19 protein-coding genes are annotated in these 20,341 nt (G+C 67.5%); 7 read left to right on the forward strand and 12 right to left on the reverse strand.

The window, feature by feature from the left end; translation table 11 throughout:
- Positions 1-39: 39 nt before the first annotated feature.
- From lptC to AC07OX_RS13650, 3 genes are read right to left on the reverse strand one after another with little or no spacing between them, the layout of a single operon-like run.
- Positions 40-690, reverse strand: coding sequence for an LPS export ABC transporter periplasmic protein LptC (gene lptC / locus AC07OX_RS13640; protein ID WP_062473614.1), 651 nt, complete (start codon positions 688-690; stop codon positions 40-42).
- Positions 687-1,235 carry a KdsC family phosphatase gene (locus tag AC07OX_RS13645; RefSeq protein ID WP_062473615.1) on the reverse strand — a complete coding sequence of 183 codons (549 nt, stop codon included), beginning with the start codon at positions 1,233-1,235 and terminating at the stop codon, positions 687-689. Before AC07OX_RS13645 ends, lptC begins: the two co-directional genes overlap by 4 nt.
- Positions 1,235-2,236, reverse strand: coding sequence for a KpsF/GutQ family sugar-phosphate isomerase (locus AC07OX_RS13650; RefSeq protein ID WP_062473617.1), 1,002 nt, complete (start codon positions 2,234-2,236; stop codon positions 1,235-1,237). The genes AC07OX_RS13645 and AC07OX_RS13650 overlap by 1 nt, the downstream gene beginning before the upstream one ends.
- A gap of 86 nt (positions 2,237-2,322) precedes the next feature.
- Between AC07OX_RS13650 and AC07OX_RS13655 the strand changes: the two genes are divergently transcribed.
- Positions 2,323-4,308, forward strand: coding sequence for a monovalent cation:proton antiporter family protein (locus tag AC07OX_RS13655; RefSeq protein ID WP_070063364.1), 1,986 nt, complete (start codon positions 2,323-2,325; stop codon positions 4,306-4,308).
- A gap of 16 nt (positions 4,309-4,324) precedes the next feature.
- On the opposite strand, the gene AC07OX_RS13660 is transcribed toward AC07OX_RS13655, so the two are convergent.
- The 7 genes from AC07OX_RS13660 to rpmH form a co-directional block, all read right to left on the reverse strand.
- Complete coding sequence (locus AC07OX_RS13660; protein WP_495261281.1) at positions 4,325-5,263, reverse strand: zinc ribbon domain-containing protein; 939 nt, start codon at positions 5,261-5,263, stop codon at positions 4,325-4,327.
- 86 nt (positions 5,264-5,349) lie between these two features.
- On the reverse strand, positions 5,350-5,811 hold the full coding sequence (locus AC07OX_RS13665) for a Crp/Fnr family transcriptional regulator (RefSeq protein ID WP_070063366.1): 462 nt from the start codon (positions 5,809-5,811) through the stop codon (positions 5,350-5,352).
- A 101-nt stretch (positions 5,812-5,912) separates the two neighbouring features.
- The gene (gene mnmE, locus AC07OX_RS13670; protein ID WP_495261280.1) at positions 5,913-7,325 is read right to left on the reverse strand and encodes a tRNA uridine-5-carboxymethylaminomethyl(34) synthesis GTPase MnmE; all 1,413 of its coding nucleotides are present in this window, start codon (positions 7,323-7,325) and stop codon (positions 5,913-5,915) included.
- A 74-nt stretch (positions 7,326-7,399) separates the two neighbouring features.
- Positions 7,400-9,082: a membrane protein insertase YidC gene (yidC, locus tag AC07OX_RS13675; protein ID WP_095948401.1), complete on the reverse strand. Its 1,683-nt coding sequence runs from the start codon at positions 9,080-9,082 to the stop codon at positions 7,400-7,402.
- A complete protein-coding gene (yidD, locus tag AC07OX_RS13680; protein ID WP_056574909.1) occupies positions 9,079-9,366 on the reverse strand; it encodes a membrane protein insertion efficiency factor YidD in 288 nt (95 codons plus the stop codon). The genes yidC and yidD overlap by 4 nt, the downstream gene beginning before the upstream one ends.
- Positions 9,363-9,785 carry a ribonuclease P protein component gene (locus AC07OX_RS13685; RefSeq protein WP_062480416.1) on the reverse strand — a complete coding sequence of 141 codons (423 nt, stop codon included), beginning with the start codon at positions 9,783-9,785 and terminating at the stop codon, positions 9,363-9,365. Before AC07OX_RS13685 ends, yidD begins: the two co-directional genes overlap by 4 nt.
- Positions 9,786-9,886: 101 nt before the next feature.
- Positions 9,887-10,021: a 50S ribosomal protein L34 gene (gene rpmH / locus AC07OX_RS13690; RefSeq protein WP_007834827.1), complete on the reverse strand. Its 135-nt coding sequence runs from the start codon at positions 10,019-10,021 to the stop codon at positions 9,887-9,889.
- Between the two features lie 308 nt (positions 10,022-10,329).
- Here rpmH and dnaA point away from each other — a divergent pair, with 308 nt between their 5' ends.
- From dnaA to gyrB, 3 genes are all read left to right on the forward strand, one after another.
- Complete coding sequence (gene dnaA / locus AC07OX_RS13695) at positions 10,330-11,709, forward strand: chromosomal replication initiator protein DnaA (RefSeq protein ID WP_062480418.1); 1,380 nt, start codon at positions 10,330-10,332, stop codon at positions 11,707-11,709.
- Between the two features lie 89 nt (positions 11,710-11,798).
- Positions 11,799-12,905: a DNA polymerase III subunit beta gene (dnaN, locus tag AC07OX_RS13700; protein ID WP_056574900.1), complete on the forward strand. Its 1,107-nt coding sequence runs from the start codon at positions 11,799-11,801 to the stop codon at positions 12,903-12,905.
- A 134-nt stretch (positions 12,906-13,039) separates the two neighbouring features.
- Complete coding sequence (gene gyrB, locus AC07OX_RS13705; protein ID WP_062480420.1) at positions 13,040-15,661, forward strand: DNA topoisomerase (ATP-hydrolyzing) subunit B; 2,622 nt, start codon at positions 13,040-13,042, stop codon at positions 15,659-15,661.
- A gap of 82 nt (positions 15,662-15,743) precedes the next feature.
- Here gyrB and AC07OX_RS13710 read toward each other — a convergent pair whose 3' ends face one another.
- Positions 15,744-16,907, reverse strand: a complete 1,164-nt coding sequence (locus AC07OX_RS13710; protein ID WP_307695325.1) for an ABC transporter substrate-binding protein — start codon at positions 16,905-16,907, stop codon at positions 15,744-15,746.
- 408 nt (positions 16,908-17,315) lie between these two features.
- Here AC07OX_RS13710 and AC07OX_RS13715 point away from each other — a divergent pair, with 408 nt between their 5' ends.
- From AC07OX_RS13715 to AC07OX_RS13725, 3 genes are all read left to right on the forward strand, one after another.
- Entirely contained in the window at positions 17,316-17,840 is a 525-nt protein-coding gene (locus AC07OX_RS13715) for a hypothetical protein (protein WP_495261279.1), read from the forward strand.
- Positions 17,841-18,037: 197 nt separating this feature from the next.
- Positions 18,038-18,427: a hypothetical protein gene (locus AC07OX_RS13720; RefSeq protein ID WP_495261278.1), complete on the forward strand. Its 390-nt coding sequence runs from the start codon at positions 18,038-18,040 to the stop codon at positions 18,425-18,427.
- A gap of 184 nt (positions 18,428-18,611) precedes the next feature.
- The gene (locus AC07OX_RS13725) at positions 18,612-19,808 is read left to right on the forward strand and encodes a metallophosphoesterase (RefSeq protein WP_307695327.1); all 1,197 of its coding nucleotides are present in this window, start codon (positions 18,612-18,614) and stop codon (positions 19,806-19,808) included.
- A gap of 12 nt (positions 19,809-19,820) precedes the next feature.
- Here AC07OX_RS13725 and AC07OX_RS13730 read toward each other — a convergent pair whose 3' ends face one another.
- Entirely contained in the window at positions 19,821-20,321 is a 501-nt protein-coding gene (locus tag AC07OX_RS13730; RefSeq protein WP_495261277.1) for a polyhydroxyalkanoate granule-associated phasin, read from the reverse strand.
- Between the last annotated feature and the right edge of the window lie 20 nt (positions 20,322-20,341).

Here is a 20,341-nt window from a genome sequence, read left to right on the forward strand (position 1 = left end):
GGATCGTCTCCCGGGAACTTGTTCTTGTGTGGCAGCCGCTCAGCGCGGCTTGCCCGCGGCGGCCGACGGCACCAGCACGCCGCGCACGCGGCCCGTGAGGTTGGCCACGCCGCTCAGGTTGTCATAGTCGAGCGTATCGCCCGTGAACTGGTCGCTGCCGCGGATGAGCGTGACCGGCTTGTTCGACTGCACCTTCTCGGTGTCGAGGAACGCATGCAGGAACTCGCCGCGAAACTCCAGCCGCGGCGTGGCCTTGCCGCTGGCGCTCACCGCCGGTTCGCGGATCACGATCGCGTTGCCGAACAGCTGGATCTCGCTGCCGTCGGAATTCGACAGGCCGCGGTTCGCCGACGAGCGCGTGACCAACCCCTCGGGCGACACCGAGCGCATGCGCACCTGGTCGACCTCGATGGTGTCGGTGTCCGGGTAGTGCCGCCCTTCGGTGCCGTGCAGCTCGCTGCGCAGGTCGCCGTTGGGCAGGAAGTTCTTGATGACGAAGTCCCGCATGAAGTAGTCGGGCTCGTGCGTGGGCGCCGCCTTGACGGTGGGCTCCAGCAGCTTGGGCGCATTGCGCACCAGCCAGTAGGTGCCCAGCGCCACGCCCGCCATCAGGATGATCGGCAGGTAGATGGTGGTGCGGTCGAGCACATCGCGCGTGAGGTGCCAGGCGCGTCGCAGCTGCGGGCTCATGGTCGGGGGCCCAGGGCAGCGTCGAGCAGCGGGCGGTACTGGCCGCAGGCCGTCAACAGCAGGTCGCAGAATTCGCGCGCCGCGCCTTCGCCGCCGCGTGCGGTGGTGACGTAACGCGCCACCGCGCGCACCTCCGCGTGCGCGTTGGCCGGTGCCGCCGCGAAGCCGACGCGGGTCAGCACGGGCAGGTCGGGCCAGTCGTCGCCGATGGCGGCGGCCTGCGCCCAGGTGAAGCCGAGCTGCTTCAGCATGGCCTCGGCGGCGGGCAGCTTGTCTTCGGTGCCGTAGCGCACATGCTCGATGCCCAGCGCCTCGAGCCGCACGCGCAGCGGCTTGGAGTCGCGCCCGGTGATCACGGCCGGCGTGATGCCGGCCTTGCGCAGCAGCTTGAGACCGTAGCCGTCGAGGATGCTGAAGCGCTTGAGCGTCTCGCCGTGCTCGGTGAAGTACACGCCGCCGTCGGTCAACACGCCGTCGATGTCGAAGAAGACGATGCGCACGTCTTGCGCGGCCAGCAGGGTCTCGGCCTGGAAATCAAGCGGCATCAGATGACCTTCGCGCGCATCAGGTCGTTGGTGTTCACCGCGCCGACGATCACCCCCGCGCCGTCGATCACGAACAGGCGGGTGATGCCGCATTGCTCCATGAGTTCGGCCGCCTCCACCGCCAGCGCGTCGACGCGGATGGTGCGCGGGTCGCGGTGCATGATGTCCGCCGCCTTGGGCGTGCGCAGGTCGGCGCCGGCCTCGATCAGGCGGCGCAGGTCGCCGTCGGTGAAGATGCCCAGCGCCCGGCCGTCGGGCTCGACCACCGCGGCGGCGCCGAAGCCCTTGATGCTCATCGCGCGCATCAGCTCGCTGACGGTGGCCGTCGGCGGCACACACGGCACTTCGTCGCCCGAGCGCATGACATCGCTCACGTGGGTGAGCAGCTTGCGGCCCAGCGCACCGCCGGGGTGCGAGCGCGCGAAATCCTCGGAGCCGAAACCGCGCGCGTCGAGCAGCGCCACAGCCAGTGCGTCGCCCATGGCGATCTGCGCGGTGGTGCTCGCGGTGGGCGCGAGGTTCAGCGGGCAGGCTTCCTTGGCGACGCCGGCGTCGATCACGATGTCGGCATGGCGCGCCAGCGTGGAGTCGGGGCGGCCGGTCATGGCGATCAGGGGCACGCCCTGGCGCTTGACCACCGGCAACAGCACGGTGAGTTCGTCGACCTCGCCGCTGTTGGAGATGGCCAGCACGAGGTCGACCGCCTTGATCATGCCGAGGTCGCCGTGGCTGGCCTCGGCCGGGTGCACGAACATCGCGGGCGTGCCGGTGGAGGCGAGGGTGGCGGCGATCTTGCGGCCGACGTGGCCGCTCTTGCCCATGCCCATCACGACCACGCGGCCGCGCACTTCGAGGATCTTGCGCACGGCCTCGACGAAACTCGGGCCGACGCGGGCCTTCAGGCCGAGGACGGCTTCGGCTTCAATGTCGAATGTGACGCGTGCCCGGGCCAGGATGGCGTCGGGGTCGACCACGTGGGTCGGGGCGGGGCGGGAGCTCATCGCCGGATTTTACGAGGCGGGCGCGGTCGGGGATCACATGGCCCGAGGAAGCCCGGGGCACGGACATTGCTCTAGCATCGGCGCCTATGTCTTCGTTCGATCTCACGCTGTTGTATCTGTTGGCCGCGGTGATCGGCGTGGTGGCCTGCCGGTCGCTCAAGCTGCCGCCGATGCTCGGCTACCTGACGGCCGGCGTGCTCATCGGTCCGCATGCGCTGGCCCTGGCGCAGAACTCCGAAGGCATCCGCCACCTGGGCGAATTCGGCGTGGTGTTCCTGATGTTCGTGATCGGGCTCGAGTTCAGCCTGCCCAAGCTGCGCGCCATGCGCAAGCACGTGTTCGGGCTGGGCATGGCGCAGGTGCTGCTGACCATGGCGCTGGCCACCGCCGGCGCGCTGCTGATCGCCACGCAGCTGCCGCCGGCCTGGCAGCTGGGGTGGCAGACCACGCTGGCGCTGTCGAGTGCACTCACCATGAGCAGCACCGCCATCGTGGTCAAGCTGATGGCCGAGCGGCTCGAACTGGAGAGCGAGCACGGCAAGCGCGTGATGGGCGTGCTGCTGTTTCAAGACTTGGCCGTGGTGCCGCTGCTGGTGCTGATTCCCGCATTGGGCGCGCCGCCCGAGGCGCTGGCCAAGGCGCTGGGCTTCGCGCTGGTGAAGGCCACCTTCCTCATCGGCGTGCTGCTGTACGGCGGGCCGCGCATCATGCGCTGGTGGCTCACGCTGGTGGCGCGTCGGCGCAGCGAGGAGCTGTTCATCCTGAACGTGCTGCTGATCACGCTGGGCCTGGCCTGGCTCACCGAGCTGGCCGGCCTGAGCCTGGCGCTGGGCGCCTTCATCGCCGGCATGCTGGTGTCGGAGACCGAATACAAGCACCAGGTCGAGACCGACATCCGCCCCTTCCACGACGTGCTGCTGGGGCTGTTTTTCATCACCGTCGGCATGTCGCTCGACTGGCACATCGTGGTCGAGCGCTGGCTGCTGGTGGCGGTGCTGCTGCTGGTGCCGCTGCTGTTCAAGCTGGGGCTGGTGACGGTGCTGGCGCGGGTGCTGGGCGCCACCTCGGGCGTGTCGCTGCGCACCGGCCTGTACCTGGCGCAGGCCGGCGAGTTCGGCTTCGTGCTGCTGGCGCTCGCGCAGGACCGCAACCTGCTGCCGCCATGGCTGGCCAACCCGGTGCTGGCGTCGATGGTGCTGTCGATGCTGGCCACGCCCTTCATCATCATGTACAGCAACGCCATCGTGCGCAAGCTGGTGGCCAGCGACTGGCTGCAGCAGTCGCTGCAGATGACGACCATCGCGCGCAAGACCATCAACACCGCGCAGCACGTGATCATCTGCGGCTACGGGCGCTGCGGCCAGAACCTGGCGCGCATCCTGGAGCGCGAAGGCATTCCCTACATGGCGCTCGACCTCGACCCCGACCGCGTGCGCCAGGCCGCTGCGGCCGGCGATTCGGTGGTGTTCGGCGACGCGGCCCGGCTGCAGGCGCTGATGGCGGCGGGCCTGGCGCGCGCCAGCGCGGTGGTCGTCACCTACCTCGACGTGGGGGGCGCGATGAAGGTGCTGGCCAACACCCGCGCCCACGCGCCGCACGTGCCGGTGATCGTGCGCACCCAGGACGACCACGACCTCGAGAAGCTGCAGGCCGCCGGCGCGACCGAGGTGGTGCCCGAGGCCATCGAGGGGTCGCTGATGCTCGCCAGCCATGCGTTGGCGCTGGTCGGCGTGCCGATGCGGCGCGTGATCCGCGTGGTGCAGGACCAGCGCGACGCGCGCTACAACCTGCTGCGCGGCTACTTCCACGGCGCCGACGACGACAACGCCGACGAGATCGACCACGAGCGCCTGAACAGCTTCACGCTCACGCCGGGCGCACGCGCCATCGGCCAGACGCTCGGACGGATTGCGCTGCCGACGCTGGGCGTGCGGGTGGCCAGCCTGCGCCGCCAGGACGGCCAGGCGCGCGTGCCGGCCGACGACACGCTGCTGTCGGACGGGGACACCCTGGTGCTGTCGGGCAAGCCCGCCGCGCTGGCGATTGCCATCGAGCGGCTGCAGAAGGGCTGAGGCCGCCGGCGCGGGCTCAGTTCAAGAGCGACGGGTTGCGCTTTTCTTCTTCGATGCGCTGCTGACGGCGCACCGCTTCGCACTGTGCGTGCGACCTGTACTCGGGCTTCACGCACTGGGCCGCCATGCATTGCGCCTTGGCGATGAAGTTGCGGTCGCCGCATTGGGCCTGCGGGTCGGCCGGCGGGGCCGGTGACGCGGGCGCGGGTGCCGGGGCAGCCGCCACGGGCGCCGCGGCTGCTGGAGCCTGGGGCGTCGGCGGGGGAGGCGTCACCGGCTTGCGCGGCTTCGCGACGGGTGTCGGCTTGGGTGCGGCTTCCGCCGGCTCGGTGATCGCTTCCGCGGGCGGCGCTTCGGCCACGGGCGGCTCAGGCTCGGTCGCGACCGGCGGTGCTTCGACCACCGGTGGCGTCGCGGCGGGAGCCGGCGCTGCGACAGGAAGCGGTGCCACGGCCGGCTCGGGCGCCTTGCTGCCGGTCCCGTAGCCCAGCCAGCCCGCGACCACCAGCAGCAGCGCGACCGCGAGCAGCCCCAGCCACAACCCGATGCCGCGCGGGCGCAGCACCGGTTCCGGCGGCTTGATGCGCTTGACCTTGATCCGCGTCTTTGGCCGGTCGGCCCGCGGGGACGAGGGCAAAGACGATGCGGCACCCCCGCGTCCCGGCGCGACGATCACGGTTTTTTCATCCGCGGGCGGAGGAGGTGGTGGTGGCTCGGGCCTCCAGCCACTGGACGCCGGCGACAACGCGCGCTTCGACTCGGCAGGATCGAACAGCGGCGCGGGAATGGTCGGGGCACGCAACTGGGCCGGTGCGGTGGTGGCCCATTCGCGGTCGGCAGGACTGGGCGCCGGGGGTGGCACGCGGTCGGCGGCCGACAGCCGGCCGCCGCAGTTCCTGCAGAAATTGGCACCCTCGCGGTTGTCCGCGTCACAGACCGGGCAGATCAAGGCCATGGCTCACCAGCAATTCTCGGGATCGGAAACGAAGACTTGTTCTTGTTGTTGTGCGGCGGCTGGCAGCGCGCGGCGAGCCGGAAGGCTCAGGTGACGGCCACCCGCTTGGAGCGGTGCGCCATGCGCTTGGCGATCACGGCGCCGAGCGCCATCGCGATGTCCAGCGCCATGTTGGGCTGGCGGTTCGACATCTCGGAGAACCGCACGGCCGTGAGGCGCCACACGCGCCCCGCGCCGGTGACCACCACGTTGGCCGCATGCGGCTCGCGCGAGAAGAACGAGCCTTCGCCCACCACCGAGCCCGGCGACAGCACGGCCAGGCGCATCTGCTCCTTGCTGCTGACGCGGTGCACGCTGATGGCGCCGCTTTCGACGAAGAACACCGAGCGGTCGTGCGTGCCCTGCGAGATCAGCACGTCGCCGATCGCGGTTTCGATGGGCTGCAGATAACCCGCGAGCGTGTCCCACTGCGCGACGCTCAAGGTCAGCGCGAACGCGTCGGCGCTCAGGTTCTCCGCAATGGAGCGGCTCAGGTTCTGGATGGACATGTTTTTCTCGACCCCCGCAAGTGATCCGAAGTATCCGCGAAGGCCCCGAGGTTCGGCTACAACTGTTTACGCTTTCACCAGCGAAGCGCACGCATGTGTCGCTATTTCCCTATACAGAAGCGCGAAAAGATGACCCCCAGCAGGTCGTCCGCGCCGAACTCGCCGGTGATCTCGTTGAGCGCGTTCTGCGCCAGCCGCAGCTCCTCGGCCAGCAGGTCGAGCAGTTGCGCCTGCGCCGCCAGGTGGGCCGCCGCCAGCGCGAGGTGCGTCTCGACGCGGGCCAGTGCCTGCACGTGGCGCGCGCGCGCCAGGTAGACGCCCTCGGGCAGGGCCTGCCAGCCGGCCATGGCGAGCAACTGATCGCGCAGCGCCTCGATGCCCGCGCCGGTCTTGGCCGACAGGGCGATGCCTTCGGACGGCGGCGCGGCCGACGCCGCCGCGTCCTGCTTGTTCCACACATCGAGCACCGGCACGCTCGCCGGCAGCTTGCGCTGCAGGCCGGCCAGGATCTCGGCGTCGGCGGCGGCGTAGTCGGGCTGGCCGGCGCGCGTGAGGTCGTGCAGGAACAGCACGGCGTCGGCGCTTTCGATCTGGCCCCAGGCGCGCGCCACGCCGATCTGCTCGACCTCGTCGGTGCTGTCGCGCAAGCCCGCGGTGTCGGCCACATGCAGCGGCACGCCGTGGATCTGGATGGTCTGCGAGACCACGTCGCGCGTGGTGCCCGCGATGGCGCTCACGATGGCCAGCTCGGCACCGGCCAGCGCGTTGAGCAGCGAACTCTTGCCGGCGTTGGGCTGGCCCGCGATCACCACCTTGATGCCTTCGCGCAGCAACGCGCCCTGTTTGGCGCGCTGTTGCACGGCGGCCAGCTGCGCCTGCAGCCGCTGCAGCTGGCCGGTCGCGTCGGCTTTCTGGAGGAAGTCGATCTCTTCTTCGGGGAAGTCGAGCGTGGCCTCGACCAGCATGCGCAGGTGGATCAGCGCGTCGCGCAGCGTGTGGATCTCGCGCGAGAAGGCGCCCGACAGCGAGCGCCCGGCGCTGCGCGCGGCCGCCTCGGTGCTGGCGTCGATCAGGTCGGCGATGGCCTCGGCCTGGGCCAGGTCGATCTTGCCGTTGAGAAAGGCGCGCTGGCTGAACTCGCCCGGCTCGGCCACGCGCAGGCCGGGCAGGCGCGGGCGGCCGGTGGCCGGATCGATTTCGGCCGCGGCCTCGAGGCAGCGCGACAGCAACAGCTGCAGCACGACCGGGCCGCCGTGCGCCTGCAGTTCGAGCACGTCTTCGCCGGTGTAGGAATGCGGCGTCGGGAAATGGATCGCCAGGCCGTGGTCGACCGGCTCGCCCTGCGCATCGCGAAAGGGCAGGTAGGTGGCTTCGCGCGGCTTGAGGGCGCGGGCGCACAGCGCTTGGACCAGCGGCGCCAACCGGGCGCCCGACACGCGAACGATGCCGACCGCTCCGCGCCCCGGGGCGGTGGCGATGGCGACGATGGGATCGGTGGTGCGGGCGAGGGTCATGACAGCGCGATTCTTTCAGCAAAAAGCAAAGGGCCGCGGATGCGGCCCTTTGCGGGTGGCGGAGGCCGGCTGGCTTATTTGCCCAGCACGCCCAGTCGCTTGTTGATGAACCACTGCTGCGCGATCGACAGCACGTTGTTCGTGATCCAGTACAGCACCAGGCCGGCCGGGAAGAAGATGAACATCACGCTGAACGCGAGCGGCATGATCCACATCAGCTTGGCCTGCATCGGATCGGGCGGCGTCGGGTTGAGCCAGGTCTGGAACAGCGAGGTGGCCGTCATCACGATCGGCAGGATGTACCAGGGATCGGGTGCCGACAGGTCGGTGATCCAGCCGATCCACGGCGCGTGGCGCATTTCGACCGACGACAGCAGCACCCAGTACAGCGCGATGAACACCGGGATCTGGATCACGATGGGGAAGCAGCCGCCCATCGGATTGACCTTTTCGGTCTTGTAGATCCGCATCATTTCCTGCTGCATCTCTTGCGGCTTGTCCTTCAGCCGCTCGCGCATTTCCATGATCTTGGGGTTGATGGCCTTCATCTTGGCCATGCTGGCGTAGGCCTTGGCGTTGAGCCAGTAGAAGGCCGCCTTCAGCAGCACCACCAGCGCCACGATCGCCCAGCCCCAGTTGCCCAGGATGCCGTGCAGTTGCGTGAGCAGCCAGTACAGCGGCTTGGAGATGATCGCGAAGATGCCGTAGTCCTTCACCAGGTCCAGACCGGGGGCGATGGCTTCGAGCTTCTTTTCTTCTTCGGGGCCGGCGAACAGCGCGCTGTTCACGACCTGCGTGGCGCCCGGGGCGATCTTCGGCAGCGTGGCCACCATGGCCACGGTGAAGAGGTTGTCGCCCAGGTCCTTCACGCGGAATTCACGGCGCAGCTGTTCGCTGGCCGGGTCGCCCTTGAGCAGCCAGGCCGACGCGAAGTAGTGCTGCACCATCGCGATCCAGCCGTCGTTGGCCGGCGGCGGCGGCTCGACCTTGCCCTTGGCGATGTCCTTGAAGTCGAGCTTGTGGAACTTCTTCTCGTTGGTGTACGCGGCCGGACCGGTGAAGGTGTTGGTGCCGAACATGGTGCCGGCGGCCACGGTGCCGTGGCGCAGCAGCTGCATGTACAGCTGCGCGTCGCGCGGCTGGTCGCTCACGTTGACCACTTCGTGGCGCACGCCGATGACGTAGTCGTCACGCTTGAACACGTAGGTCTTGATGTACTTCAAGCCGCCAACCGGGGCGCTTTCGAAGCTCACCTCGAGCGTGTTCTGGCCGTCGGCCATCGTGCGCGGCCCGGCCTTGGGCGTCATGGCCGTCAGGTGGTTGGGGAAAGCGTCGCCGGCCACGGGGTTCAGCAGGCCGGTCTGCGCCACGTAGCGCGTGGCGGGCGAGCCGTTTTCGAACAGCACGACGCGCTTGGTGCGGTCGGCTTCGTCGTACTTGAGCAGTTCGAGGTGGTTGACCGTGGCGCCTTCGCTGTCGATCGTCGCCTTGAACAGGTCGGATGTCACCACGACCTGCTCGCGCGGTGCAGCCGGGGCCGCCTGCGTGGGCACGGCGCCCGCGGTGCCGCCAGCTGCGGCAGCCGCGGTCGGCACGCCGTTGTTGGCCGCGCTGCCCGTGGCCGGTGCCGTGGCGGCGGGCTTGGTCGACGGCAGGAAGGTCGGCTTGTTGCCGTTGAAGACCTGCCATTGGTCCCACAGCAGCACGAGCGAGAAACCAAAAATCACCCACAGGATCGTGCGGCGGATATCGTTCATGACGAAGACTTCTTGTCGGAGGAGAGAAGAGACGAAAACAGCGATCCTGACTTGTCAGTGCGACGCTGTGATTTCGGTGGAACCGGATCGTGGCCGCCCTGGCACCAGGGCTGGCAGCGCGCGATGCGGTGCAGCGTCAGGTAGCTGCCCTTGAGCGCGCCGTGCACTTCCAGCGCCTCGATCGAATACACCGAGCAGGTCGGCGTGAAGCGGCACGACTGCCCGAGCCAGGGGCTCAGCAACAGGCGGTAGCCCTTCACGAGGCCGATCAGCAGGCGTTTCATGCGGAGGCGGGTGCGGGGGAGGCGGCAGCCGGTGCTGGCGGACGCCCGGCGCGCGCCAGCAGCTGCTGGAGCTCGGCGCGCACGGCGGCCTTGAGCTTGTCCGAGGAGGCGCTCACGAACGCCTTGCGATCGAAACCGGCGCGCAGACGCACCACGTGCGCGGCACGCGGCAACACGACGCCGGGCGCGGCGCTCACGGCGTAGATCTGGCGCTTGATGGCGTTGCGCGTCACCGCGCGGCGTGCCCAGCGCTTGGGCACCATGGCGCCCAGCCAGACCTCATCGGACGGAAACAGCGAAGCGGCGCCCGATGGAGAAACATCGAGCGCACAGCGGTGCAATGCGAAATGGGCAGTGCGCGCCACGGTGGCACCTGCGAGGACGGCCTGGAATTGCGCGCGGGTCTTGAGCCGCTGCAAGGAAGCCGGGCCGCGGACGTCGCTGCTGGCGGGGCCAGGCGCAGAGGCTGCAGGAGCCTGCGCGGACGTGTCGGCGGCTGACAACGGCAGGTGGGGTGCCGTCAGACGGCCAGGCGCTTGCGGCCCTTGGCGCGGCGTGCGTTGATCACGGCGCGGCCGCCACGGGTCTTCATGCGGACCAGAAAGCCGTGGGTACGGGCGCGGCGGACTTTGGATGCTTGGTAAGTGCGTTTCATGATGGTTTCCTGATTCCCTGTTTGCGCCAGTTTCCGCATGAAGGCATGCAAAAACCCGGCGAGCGCTGGGGGAGCGAGTTTCGGATGGCCCCCGAAAGACGCTGTGAAGGCTTTTCAGGGAAACCCGCAATTATCGCAAACATTGGCCGTCGGAACAATCTTCGACTGGATTTGCGGGCCTTTCCATGTGCAGCGCAGCATGTGGATAAGGTTTTGACAAGTTAGAATGCCCGGCGCCTTCCAGCAGAGAATATCCACAATACCTATACAAGAAATGCCCGAGGGTTCCATCACTTTTTCAAGCGCCCATGTCGACTGACGGCATCGGCGAAAGCCTGTGGCAGGCCTGCGTCGACCAGCTCGCGCAGGAGCTGTCCGAGCAGCAGTTCAACACCTGGATCAAGCCCCTCACCGCGCAGGTCGCCGACGACCTTTCGCGCATGACGGTGTTCGTCGCCAACCGCTTCAAGCTCGACTGGATCCGTGCCCAGTACGCGGGCAAGATCGCGGCCATGGCCGAGAAGATGTACGGCCAGCCGGTCACCATCGAGTTAGCGCTCGCTCCGCGTGAAACCCCCGTCCGTGTTGCGCCTATGGCCATCATGGCCGAAACGGATGTGCCGCGCGACGTGGCCGGCCCGGGCGAGGAACCGGCGGCCGCCGGCTTCAAGAACCGGCTCAATTCGGGGCTCACTTTCGACACCCTGGTCGAGGGCACGGCCAACCGCATGGCGCGCGCCGCAGCCATGCACGTGGCCGGCATGCCGGGGCACCTGTACAACCCGCTTTTCATCTACGGCGGCGTCGGCCTGGGCAAGACCCACCTGATGCACGCTGTGGGTAACCGGCTGCTGGCCGACCGGCCCGATTCCAAAGTTCTCTACATCCACGCCGAGCAGTTCGTGTCGGATGTGGTCAAGGCCTATCAGCGCAAGACTTTCGATGAGTTCAAGGAGCGCTACCACTCGCTCGATCTGCTGCTGATCGACGACGTGCAGTTCTTCGCCAACAAGGACCGCACGCAGGAAGAGTTCTTCAACGCCTTCGAGGCCCTGCTGGCCAAGAAGTCGCACATCGTGATGACCAGCGACACCTACCCCAAGGGGCTGGCCGACATCCACGAGCGGCTGGTGTCGCGCTTCGATTCGGGCCTCACGGTGGCGATCGAGCCGCCCGAGCTCGAGATGCGCGTGGCGATTCTGATCAACAAGGCCCGCGTCGAAGGCACCGAAATGCCCGAGGAAGTCGCCTTCTTCGTGGCCAAGAACGTGCGCTCCAACGTGCGCGAGCTCGAAGGCGCGCTGCGCAAGATCCTGGCGTACTCGCGCTTCAACCAGAAGGAGATCTCGATCGCCCTGGCGCGCGAGGCGCTGCGCGACCTGCTGTCGATCCAGAATCGGCAGATCTCGGTCGAAAATATCCAGAAGACGGTGGCCGACTACTACAAGATCAAGGTCGCCGACATGTACAGCAAGAAACGCCCGGCCAGCATTGCGCGGCCCCGGCAGATCGCGATGTACCTGGCCAAGGAGCTCACGCAGAAGAGCCTGCCGGAAATCGGCGAGCTGTTCGGCGGTCGCGACCACACGACGGTGCTCCACGCAGTGCGAAAGATTTCGGGCGAGCGCCAGCAGCTCACCGAACTCAACCAGCAGCTGCACGTCCTCGAACAGACCCTCAAAGGCTGAAGCCGAATGTCATCAAGAACGCCCCTCGCGACAGCGGAGAATGGCGTCCTGAAAGCTGATTCAAAGAGATAAGAGAAGAGGAAGAAGACATGATCGTTTTGAAGGCAACCCAAGACAAAGTTCTTGCCGCGCTGCAGTCGGTGGCCGGCATCGTGGAGCGGCGTCACACCCTGCCGATCCTGGCCAATGTGCTGATCCGCAAGACCGGCGGCCAGCTGCAGCTGACCACCAGCGACCTCGAGATCCAGATCCGCACCACCGCCGAGCTCGGCGGCGACGAAGGCAACTTCACGACCACCATCGGTGCGCGCAAGCTGATCGACATCCTGCGCACCATGCCGGCCGACCAGACCGTGAGCCTCGAGTCGAGCGCCAGCAAGCTCGTGCTCAAGGGCGGCAAGAGCCGCTTCACTCTGCAGTCGCTGCCCGCCGAAGACTTCCCGCTGGTGCAGGAAGCCGCCAATTTCGGCCCCGTGTTCAGCGTGCCGCAAAAGACGCTGAAGGACCTGCTCTCGCAGGTCTCGTTCGCGATGGCCGTGCACGACATCCGCTACTACCTGAACGGCATCCTGTTCGTGGCCGAAGGCAAGCAGCTGAGCCTGGTGGCCACCGACGGCCACCGCCTGGCGTTCTCCTCGGCCATGCTCGACGTCGAAGTGCCGCGCCAGGAAGTGATCCTGCCGCGCAAGACCGTGCTGGAAATGCAGCGCCTGCTGTCCGACGCCGAAGGCGCCATCGAGATGCAATTCGCGAACAACCAGGCCAAGTTCAGCTTCGGCGGCATGGAGTTCGTCACCAAGCTGGTTGAGGGCAAGTTCCCCGACTACAACCGCGTGATTCCGAAGAACCACAAGAACACCGTCACGCTCGGCCGCGCGCCGCTCCTGGCCAGCCTGCAGCGCACCGCCATCCTGACCAGCGAGAAGTTCAAGGGCGTGCGCCTGAACATCGAGCCGGGCACGCTGCGCATCGCGTCGAACAACGCCGAGCAGGAAGAAGCCCAGGACGAGCTCGACATCGACTACGGCGGCGACAGCATCGAGATCGGCTTCAACGTCACCTACCTGATCGACGCGCTGTCGAACATGGACCAGGACATGGTCAAGCTGGACCTGGCCGACTCCAACAGCTCGGCCTTGTTAACCATCCCCGAGAACGCATCTTTCAAGTACGTCGTGATGCCGATGCGCATCTAGACCCTGGAAAACACAGCGCCTTGCGCACACGACCCGCGGCCCCCCGCGGGTTTGCGCTTTCAAGAGGCGGCGAATTGAGCTTTTGAGAGCCCGAAAAATCACGGGAAACCCGTGAGAGACAGAGGAATATCCGAATGAGTGCAGAAGAGAACAAGCCCGACGTGCCGCACACCGAGCCGGTCTATACCCCCGAAATCCAGATCGTGGCGCCCGAAGGCGTCCCCGCCGACTCCAGCTACGGCGAAGGTGCGATCACGATCCTCGAAGGTCTGGAAGCCGTGCGCAAGCGCCCGGGCATGTACATCGGCGACACCTCCGACGGCACGGGCCTGCACCACCTCGTGTTCGAAGTGGTGGACAACTCCATCGACGAAGCGCTCGCGGGCCATTGCGACGACATCGTCGTCACGATCCACTCCGACAACTCGATCTCCGTCACCGACAACGGCCGTGGCATTCCCACCGGCGTGAAGATGGACGACAAGCACGAGCCCAAACGCTCGGCCGCTGAAATCGCGCTCACCGAACTGCACGCCGGCGGCAAGTTCAACCAGAACAGCTACAAGGTGTCGGGCGGCCTGCACGGCGTGGGCGTCTCCTGCGTGAACGCGCTGAGCGTGAAGCTGCGCCTCATCGTGCGCCGCGAAGGCAAGATCCACGAGCTCGAATTCAGCCGCGGCTTCGTGCAGAACCGCCTGCTCGAGACCGTGAACGGCTTCGAGGTCTCGCCCATGAAGGTCATCGGCGACACCGACAAGCGCGGCACCGAAGTGCACTTCCTGCCCGACACGGAAATCTTCAAGGAAAACAACGATTTCCACTACGAAATCCTGAGCAAGCGCCTGCGCGAGCTGAGCTTCCTGAACAACGGCGTGCGCATCCGCCTGCTCGACGAGCGCACCGGCAAGGAAGACGACTTCTCCGGCGCCGGCGGCGTGCGCGGCTTCGTGGAGTTCATCAACAAGGGCAAGACCGTCCTGCACCCGAACTCGTTCTACGCAGCAGGCGAAAAGCCGGCCGACACCTACGGCGGCATCCCCGGCACGCACATCGGCGTCGAAGTGGCGATGCAGTGGAACAGCGGCTACAACGAGCAGGTCCTCTGTTTCACCAACAACATCCCGCAGCGTGACGGCGGCACCCACCTCACGGGCCTGCGCGCCGCGATGACCCGCGTCATCAACAAGTACATCGAAGAAAACGAGTTCGCGAAAAAGGCGAAGGTCGAGGTCACCGGCGACGACATGCGCGAAGGCCTGTGCTGCGTGCTGAGCGTGAAGGTGCCCGAGCCGAAGTTCTCCAGCCAGACCAAGGACAAGCTGGTGTCCAGCGAAGTGCGCGCACCGGTGGAAGACATCGTCGGGCGCCTGCTCACCGATTACCTGCAGGAGCGCCCGAACGACGCCAAGATCATCTGCGGCAAGATCGTCGAGGCCGCCCGCGCCCGCGAAGCCGCCCGCAAGGCCCGCGAAATGACGCGCCGCAAGGGCGTGCTCGACGGCATGGGCCTGCCCGGCAAGCTGGCCGACTGCCAGGAAAAGGACCCCGCCCTGTGCGAGGTCTACCTGGTGGAGGGTGACTCCGCCGGCGGCTCCGCCAAGCAGGGCCGCGACCGGAAGTTCCAGGCCATCCTGCCGCTGCGCGGCAAGATCCTGAACGTCGAGAAAGCGCGCTACGAGAAGCTGCTCACCAGCAACGAAATCCTGACGATGATCACCGCGCTCGGCACCGGCATCGGCCGTGCCGGCGCGACCACCGCGGGCGGCGGCGCGGACGACTTCAACGTCGCCAAGCTGCGCTACCACCGCATCATCATCATGACCGACGCCGACGTGGACGGCGCCCACATCCGCACGCTGTTGCTCACCTTCTTCTACCGGCAGATGCCCGAGCTGGTCGAGCGCGGCCACATCTACATCGCGCAGCCGCCGCTGTACAAGGTGAAGGTCGGCAAGGAAGAGCAGTACCTGAAGGACGGCCCCGCGCTCGACGCCTTCCTGCTCAAGGTCGCACTGAAGGACGCGAGCATCGAAACCGGCGGCGCCGCCTCGACCACGCTGTCGGGCGACACCCTGGCCGAGCTGGCGCGCAAGCACCAGGTGGCCGAGGCCGTGATTGCGCGCCTGCGCAACTTCATGGACGCCGAAGCCCTGCGCGCCATCGCCGACGGCGTGGCGCTCGACCTCGACACGCCGGCCGCCGCCGAGGCCTCGGCCGTGGCCCTGCAGGCCAAGCTGCGCGAGCTCAACACGACCGGCGTGCCGGCCGAGGTGAGCAGCGAGTTCGACGCTCGCACCGACAAGCCGCTGCTGCGCATCAGCCGCCGCCACCACGGCAACATCAAGTCCAGCGTGATCTCGCAGGACTTCGTGCACGGCGCCGACTACGACGCGCTGGCGCAGGCTGCCAACACCTTCCGCGGCCTGCTGAGCGCCGAAGGCGCGCTGGTCAAGCGCGGCGAGGGCGAACGCGGCAAGGAAGAAAAGGTCGACGACTTCCGCCAGGCCATGAAGTGGCTGATCGGCGAAGCCGAACGCGCCACCTCGCGCCAGCGCTACAAGGGCCTGGGCGAGATGAACCCCGAGCAGCTGTGGGAAACCACCATGGACCCGACCGTGCGCCGCCTGCTGCGCGTGCAGATCGACGACGCGATCGAAGCCGACCGCGTGTTCACGATGCTGATGGGCGACGAGGTGGAACCGCGCCGCGAGTTCATCGAGCAGAACGCGCTGCGCGCGGCGAACATCGACGTCTGATCGATCGATCGATGGCGCGACACCGGCGGTGTCGCGCTGTTCACCAAGGGGCGCCTGCAAGCGCCCTTTTTTTTACCTCCTCCTACTGCTTGCGCTGCACGAACAGGTTGCGCTTCGCGTCCTCCGGGTACGCGAAGCTGATCTGCCCGTTGCGCACCACGCCCATCACCAGCATGTTGGGCGACAGCGCGTCCTTGTCGTTTTCCGAGAACGACTTGTCGTAGGTCGTGACCACGCCGTAGTAGGGCCGCTTGGGCTGCTCGAGCGCGGCCTTGATGAACGGGCCTTCGAGCTTGCCGCTGGGCACGTTGAACATCGCGTGGGCCAGCAGGTAGGTCGCGTCGTAGGCCTGGGCGGCGGCCATCGGCACCGGGATGCGCTTGGTGTTGAATTTCCGCGCGTAGTTGGAGAGAAACGACGAGCGGCGCTCGTTGCTCGGCTCGGCGATGAAGCTCTGCGCCATCAGCGCGCCCTCGGAGGCTTCGCGGGCGCCCTCGATGAAGGACGGGAAGGACAGCGTCCAGGCCCCGACCTGTGGCACCTTCCAGCCGATGGCCTGCCGGCTGCGTGCGATGACGGCGTTCTCGGGGCCCACGGTGTAGCTGAAGATGACGTCCGCGCCGGCCGCCTTGGCCTCCGACAGCTCTTTCGTCAGGTCTTTCACGCCGAGCGGAAATTTCCCCACGTAGACGGGCTTGAGATGCTTGGCCGCCAGCGCCTTCTCGACATCCTTGGCGCCCGCCTCGCCGTAGCCGGTGCTGTCGTGCAGCACGGCGACCCGTTTCCAGCCGCGCGCCAGCAGGTCGTCGACCACGAAGGGGGCCTGGATGCTGTCCTTGGGCGAGGTGCGAAATACATAACTCGTGGCCGGCGGATAGGTCGACGTCAATGGCGAGCCGGTGGCGCAGGGCACGATCAACGGCAATTTCGCGTCATTGAAAACCGCCAATGAATTCATCGCCACACCGGTGTTGCAGAAGCCGATGGTGGCGACCACTTTTTCATTGACGAGGGCCTGGGATTGCGAGCGGCCGGTGTCCGGATTGGCCTGGTCGTCCTTGATCACCAGTTCGAGCGAGCGGCCCAGATACCCGCCCACGGCATTGATTTCGTCGACGGCCATCTTCACACCGTTGAGCATGGGCAGGCCGAAATCGGCCGACGGCCCGGTGAAAGGGCCGATGACGCCGATGCGGATCGGCACCGGCTGCTCTGCGCTTGCCTGGGCGGCCAGTCCCAAACCCATCAGCAAAAAAACGAATCGGCGATTTGAATGAAGCATTTGGTTTGCGCGCTTTGAAAGGAAGCGCCGAGCCTAATTTCTTTGCGCGCCCTCCAATAGCTAGGGAATGCCCAGTCAATTGCGCACCAATTCCGTCTTTTGTTGCCAATTCAGCACAGGCCGCGCGGCCGGCGATGGATCGGAAAGCGCCCGTTCGCGGCGCGCCCGCGAGCCCCGTCTCAGGGTTTCCGATGAAAGACACCCGAAAAGTGGAACTGACGCCCGTCACACGGGCGTCACCAGCTATGAAAACAATAGCATTCACCTGCGCAACGCAGAAGCTTCCTCGTAAACGCTATATCTAGCCCGACTCTTGCTAAGCAAAATTCCTGACGGATTTCCTGTCACGCAAGATCGAGGACACACAGAGCAATGAACCCCAAGCGTTTCCAACAGCCCGTGGCTGCACTGGTTCTGGGCGGCGCATCGATCGCCGCGGCCTTCCTCGTGGCCGTGTCGCCGGCCCATGCGTTCTCGAACCCGCCGATCCAGGTCGCGCAGGGCATCGAATACATGTGCGGCGGTGCCGCCAAGGGCGAAGCCGCCTTCCTGGAAATGGTCGCGCCGCGCTGGGCCGCGACCATCGACTTGCGCGTGAACGACGGCAAGGGCGCACAGCAGGCGGGTTTCCCGGCCAAGGCAGCGATCCAGATCCGCCAGAAGTACACGGGCCAGACGGTGATGCAAGTGCAGACCCAGGCGCCTTACATGCTCGCACGGCTCGAACCGGGCGCCTACGACGTCGACGTGACGCTGGGCGGACTCACGCTCACGCAGCAGCTGGTCGTGATCGCCGGCATCCCGGCGCGCGCCTCGTTCGTCTGGCCGTCGAACTTCGACATGGCCTCGGTCGCGCCACCGCTGCCCCAGGCGCTGGCACAGACCGCCGCGCGCTGACCCGACGCGGGCCGCGACGGCCCGCGCGCAGTTAAGCCTTCCTTAAGTCGTGCCCGGCACAGTGCCTTCCTGCGTGGCGTGTCGCCACCACCGCCCGGAAAGGAAGGCTCCGATGTCTCTCACCACCAACCCCCTGTTTCTGTTCTCGCACGCCCGGCCTGTGGCCGCGGCGGCTGGCGCAGCCGGCCCAGGCCGCGATGAACCCGCCGATCCACATGGCGCACGGCGTCGAGTACATGAGCGGCGGCATCGGCCAGGACGAGGCGCAGCTGATGGAAACCGTGTCGCCGCGCTGGCCCGCGAGCTTCGAATTCGCGATCAAGGACGGCCGCCGCGCTGATTTCGCGGCTGGCGTGCACGTCACCGTGCGCGACAGCCACGGCACCGCGCTGCTCGACGACGTGGTCTCGGGCGGACCGTTCATGGTGGCGCGGCTCGAGCCGGGCCGCTATGAAGTGGAGGCTCGCATCGGCGGCCAGACGCTGAAGCAAACGCTGCAGGTGTCACTGGGCGCGCCGGCCAAGGCGGTTTTCGAATGGCCGGCGGGCACCGACATGGCGTCGGCCGGCACGCGCACGGTGCGGTAAGCGAGGCGGCATCGCGCCGCGGGCGGTGCCGAACGGGCGCGCCCGCGGCGCCCCAACGCCCGCTATCCGGTTGCCCTGCGCTATAGAAAAAATAGCGACCCAGGCAGCTTTCGACGCCTTGAATGCGCGGCATGCGCCTTGCAGATGACATGTCCCGGGCGATGCCCGCGTCCCCCCAGTCCTCATGCCGATCCGTCCCCTGAGCGTCCTGACCGCGCTGCTGCACGTCTACATCGCGCTGCGCCTGCTGCCTGCGCTGGCGTCGCTCACGCCTGCGTGGCCGCTGGCGCTCGTGCTGCTGGCGGTGTCGGCGGTCACGATGCCGCTGCCGTTCGTGTCGCGCAGCCACCGCGCCGACCGCAAGGCGAAGCCAGCGGGCGAGACGCTGCACTGGATCGGCCTGATCAGCATGGGCTGGTTCTCCTCGCTGTTCGTGCTGACGCTGGTGCGCGACCTCGGCCTGCTGCTGGCCTGGCTGGCGAACGCGCTCGGCGGCCTGCAAGTACCCTGGGACAAGGTCGGGCCCTGGAGCGCGCTGGCGGTGCTGGCGCTGGCCACGGGCGTGTCGCTGGTCGGCTTCGTCAACGCGCGCCGCACGGCCGGCGTGAAGCAGGTCGACGTGCCCATTCGCGGCCTGCCGGCAGCGCTGGCCGGCTTCACGATCGCCCAGCTCAGCGACATCCACGTGGGCCCGACGATCCGCAACGGCTACATCCAGCGCATCGTCGACGCGGTGAACCGGCTCGGCGCCGACGCCATCGCGATCACCGGCGACCTGGTGGACGGCAGCGTGCCCGAGCTGCGCGAGCACATCGCGCCGCTGGCGGGCCTGCGCGCACGCCACGGCACCTTCGTGGTCACAGGCAACCACGAGTACTACGCGGGCGCGCACGCCTGGATCGACGAGCTGCGCCGCCTCGGCCTGAAGGTGCTGCTGAACGAGCACGTGGTGCTGCAGACGCGCAACGTGCGCGGCGCGCAGACCGACGAAGAGCTGTTCGAGAGCGCGCTGGTGCTGGCCGGCGTGACCGACTTCACCGCCGGCCATTTCGATGCCGCGCACGCGAGCGATCCGCACCTGGCGCTGTACGACGCGCCGCCGCTGGTCCACACGCGCGTGCTGCTGGCGCACCAACCGCGCAGCGCGCCGGTGGCGGCCGCGGCCGGCTACCAGCTGCAGCTGTCGGGCCACACGCACGGCGGCCAGTTCTTCCCGTGGAACCTGTTCGTGCCGATGCAGCAGCCGTTCACGGCCGGCCTGCACAAGCTGCACGACATGTGGATCTACGTGAGCCGGGGCACCGGCTACTGGGGGCCGCCGAAGCGTTTCGGCGCGCCGTCGGAAATCACGCTGGTGACGCTGGTCCCGGCGCAGCCCTGAAACGCAGCGGCGTCAGGCCTGCAGTTCGGCCAGCAGCCGCCGCGCGTTCGACGTGGCGGCCGCGTGGATCGGCTTCAGGCCTTCGCGCGCAATGCGCACTGCCACCCCCGTGAGCTGACCCGCCGTGCTGGCGCCGCGTGCCGTGGCCTGCACGAGCGCGTCGCCATGCGTGGCCGCCTGCGCCGGCGTGAAGCTGCCGGCCAGCGAGAAGAGCGCCGTGGCGCCCTGCAGCCATTGCTGCCATGCACGCTGGGCCAGCGAGGCCTGGCTGCTGTGCCACTGCCGGGCCATCGCCAGGCCCGATTCACTCGCCGCGGCGAGCTTTTCCTGGCCCATCAACTGGAATTCCGCGAGGTCGGCGGCGCTGGGCGTGAGCCCGGCTTTGGCAATGCGCTCGGTGCGCATGCGGATCACCGTGCCGGACGACAGCAGGGTCTCGTGGGTCTTGAGGGCCAGGTCGACCCATTGCATCAGCGGGCTGGCCACGCGGGCGGTGGTACTGAAGGACGACATGGGAAGAGGGCACGTAGGGG

The organism is Variovorax sp. GW821-FHT09D07 (genome assembly GCF_059416345.1).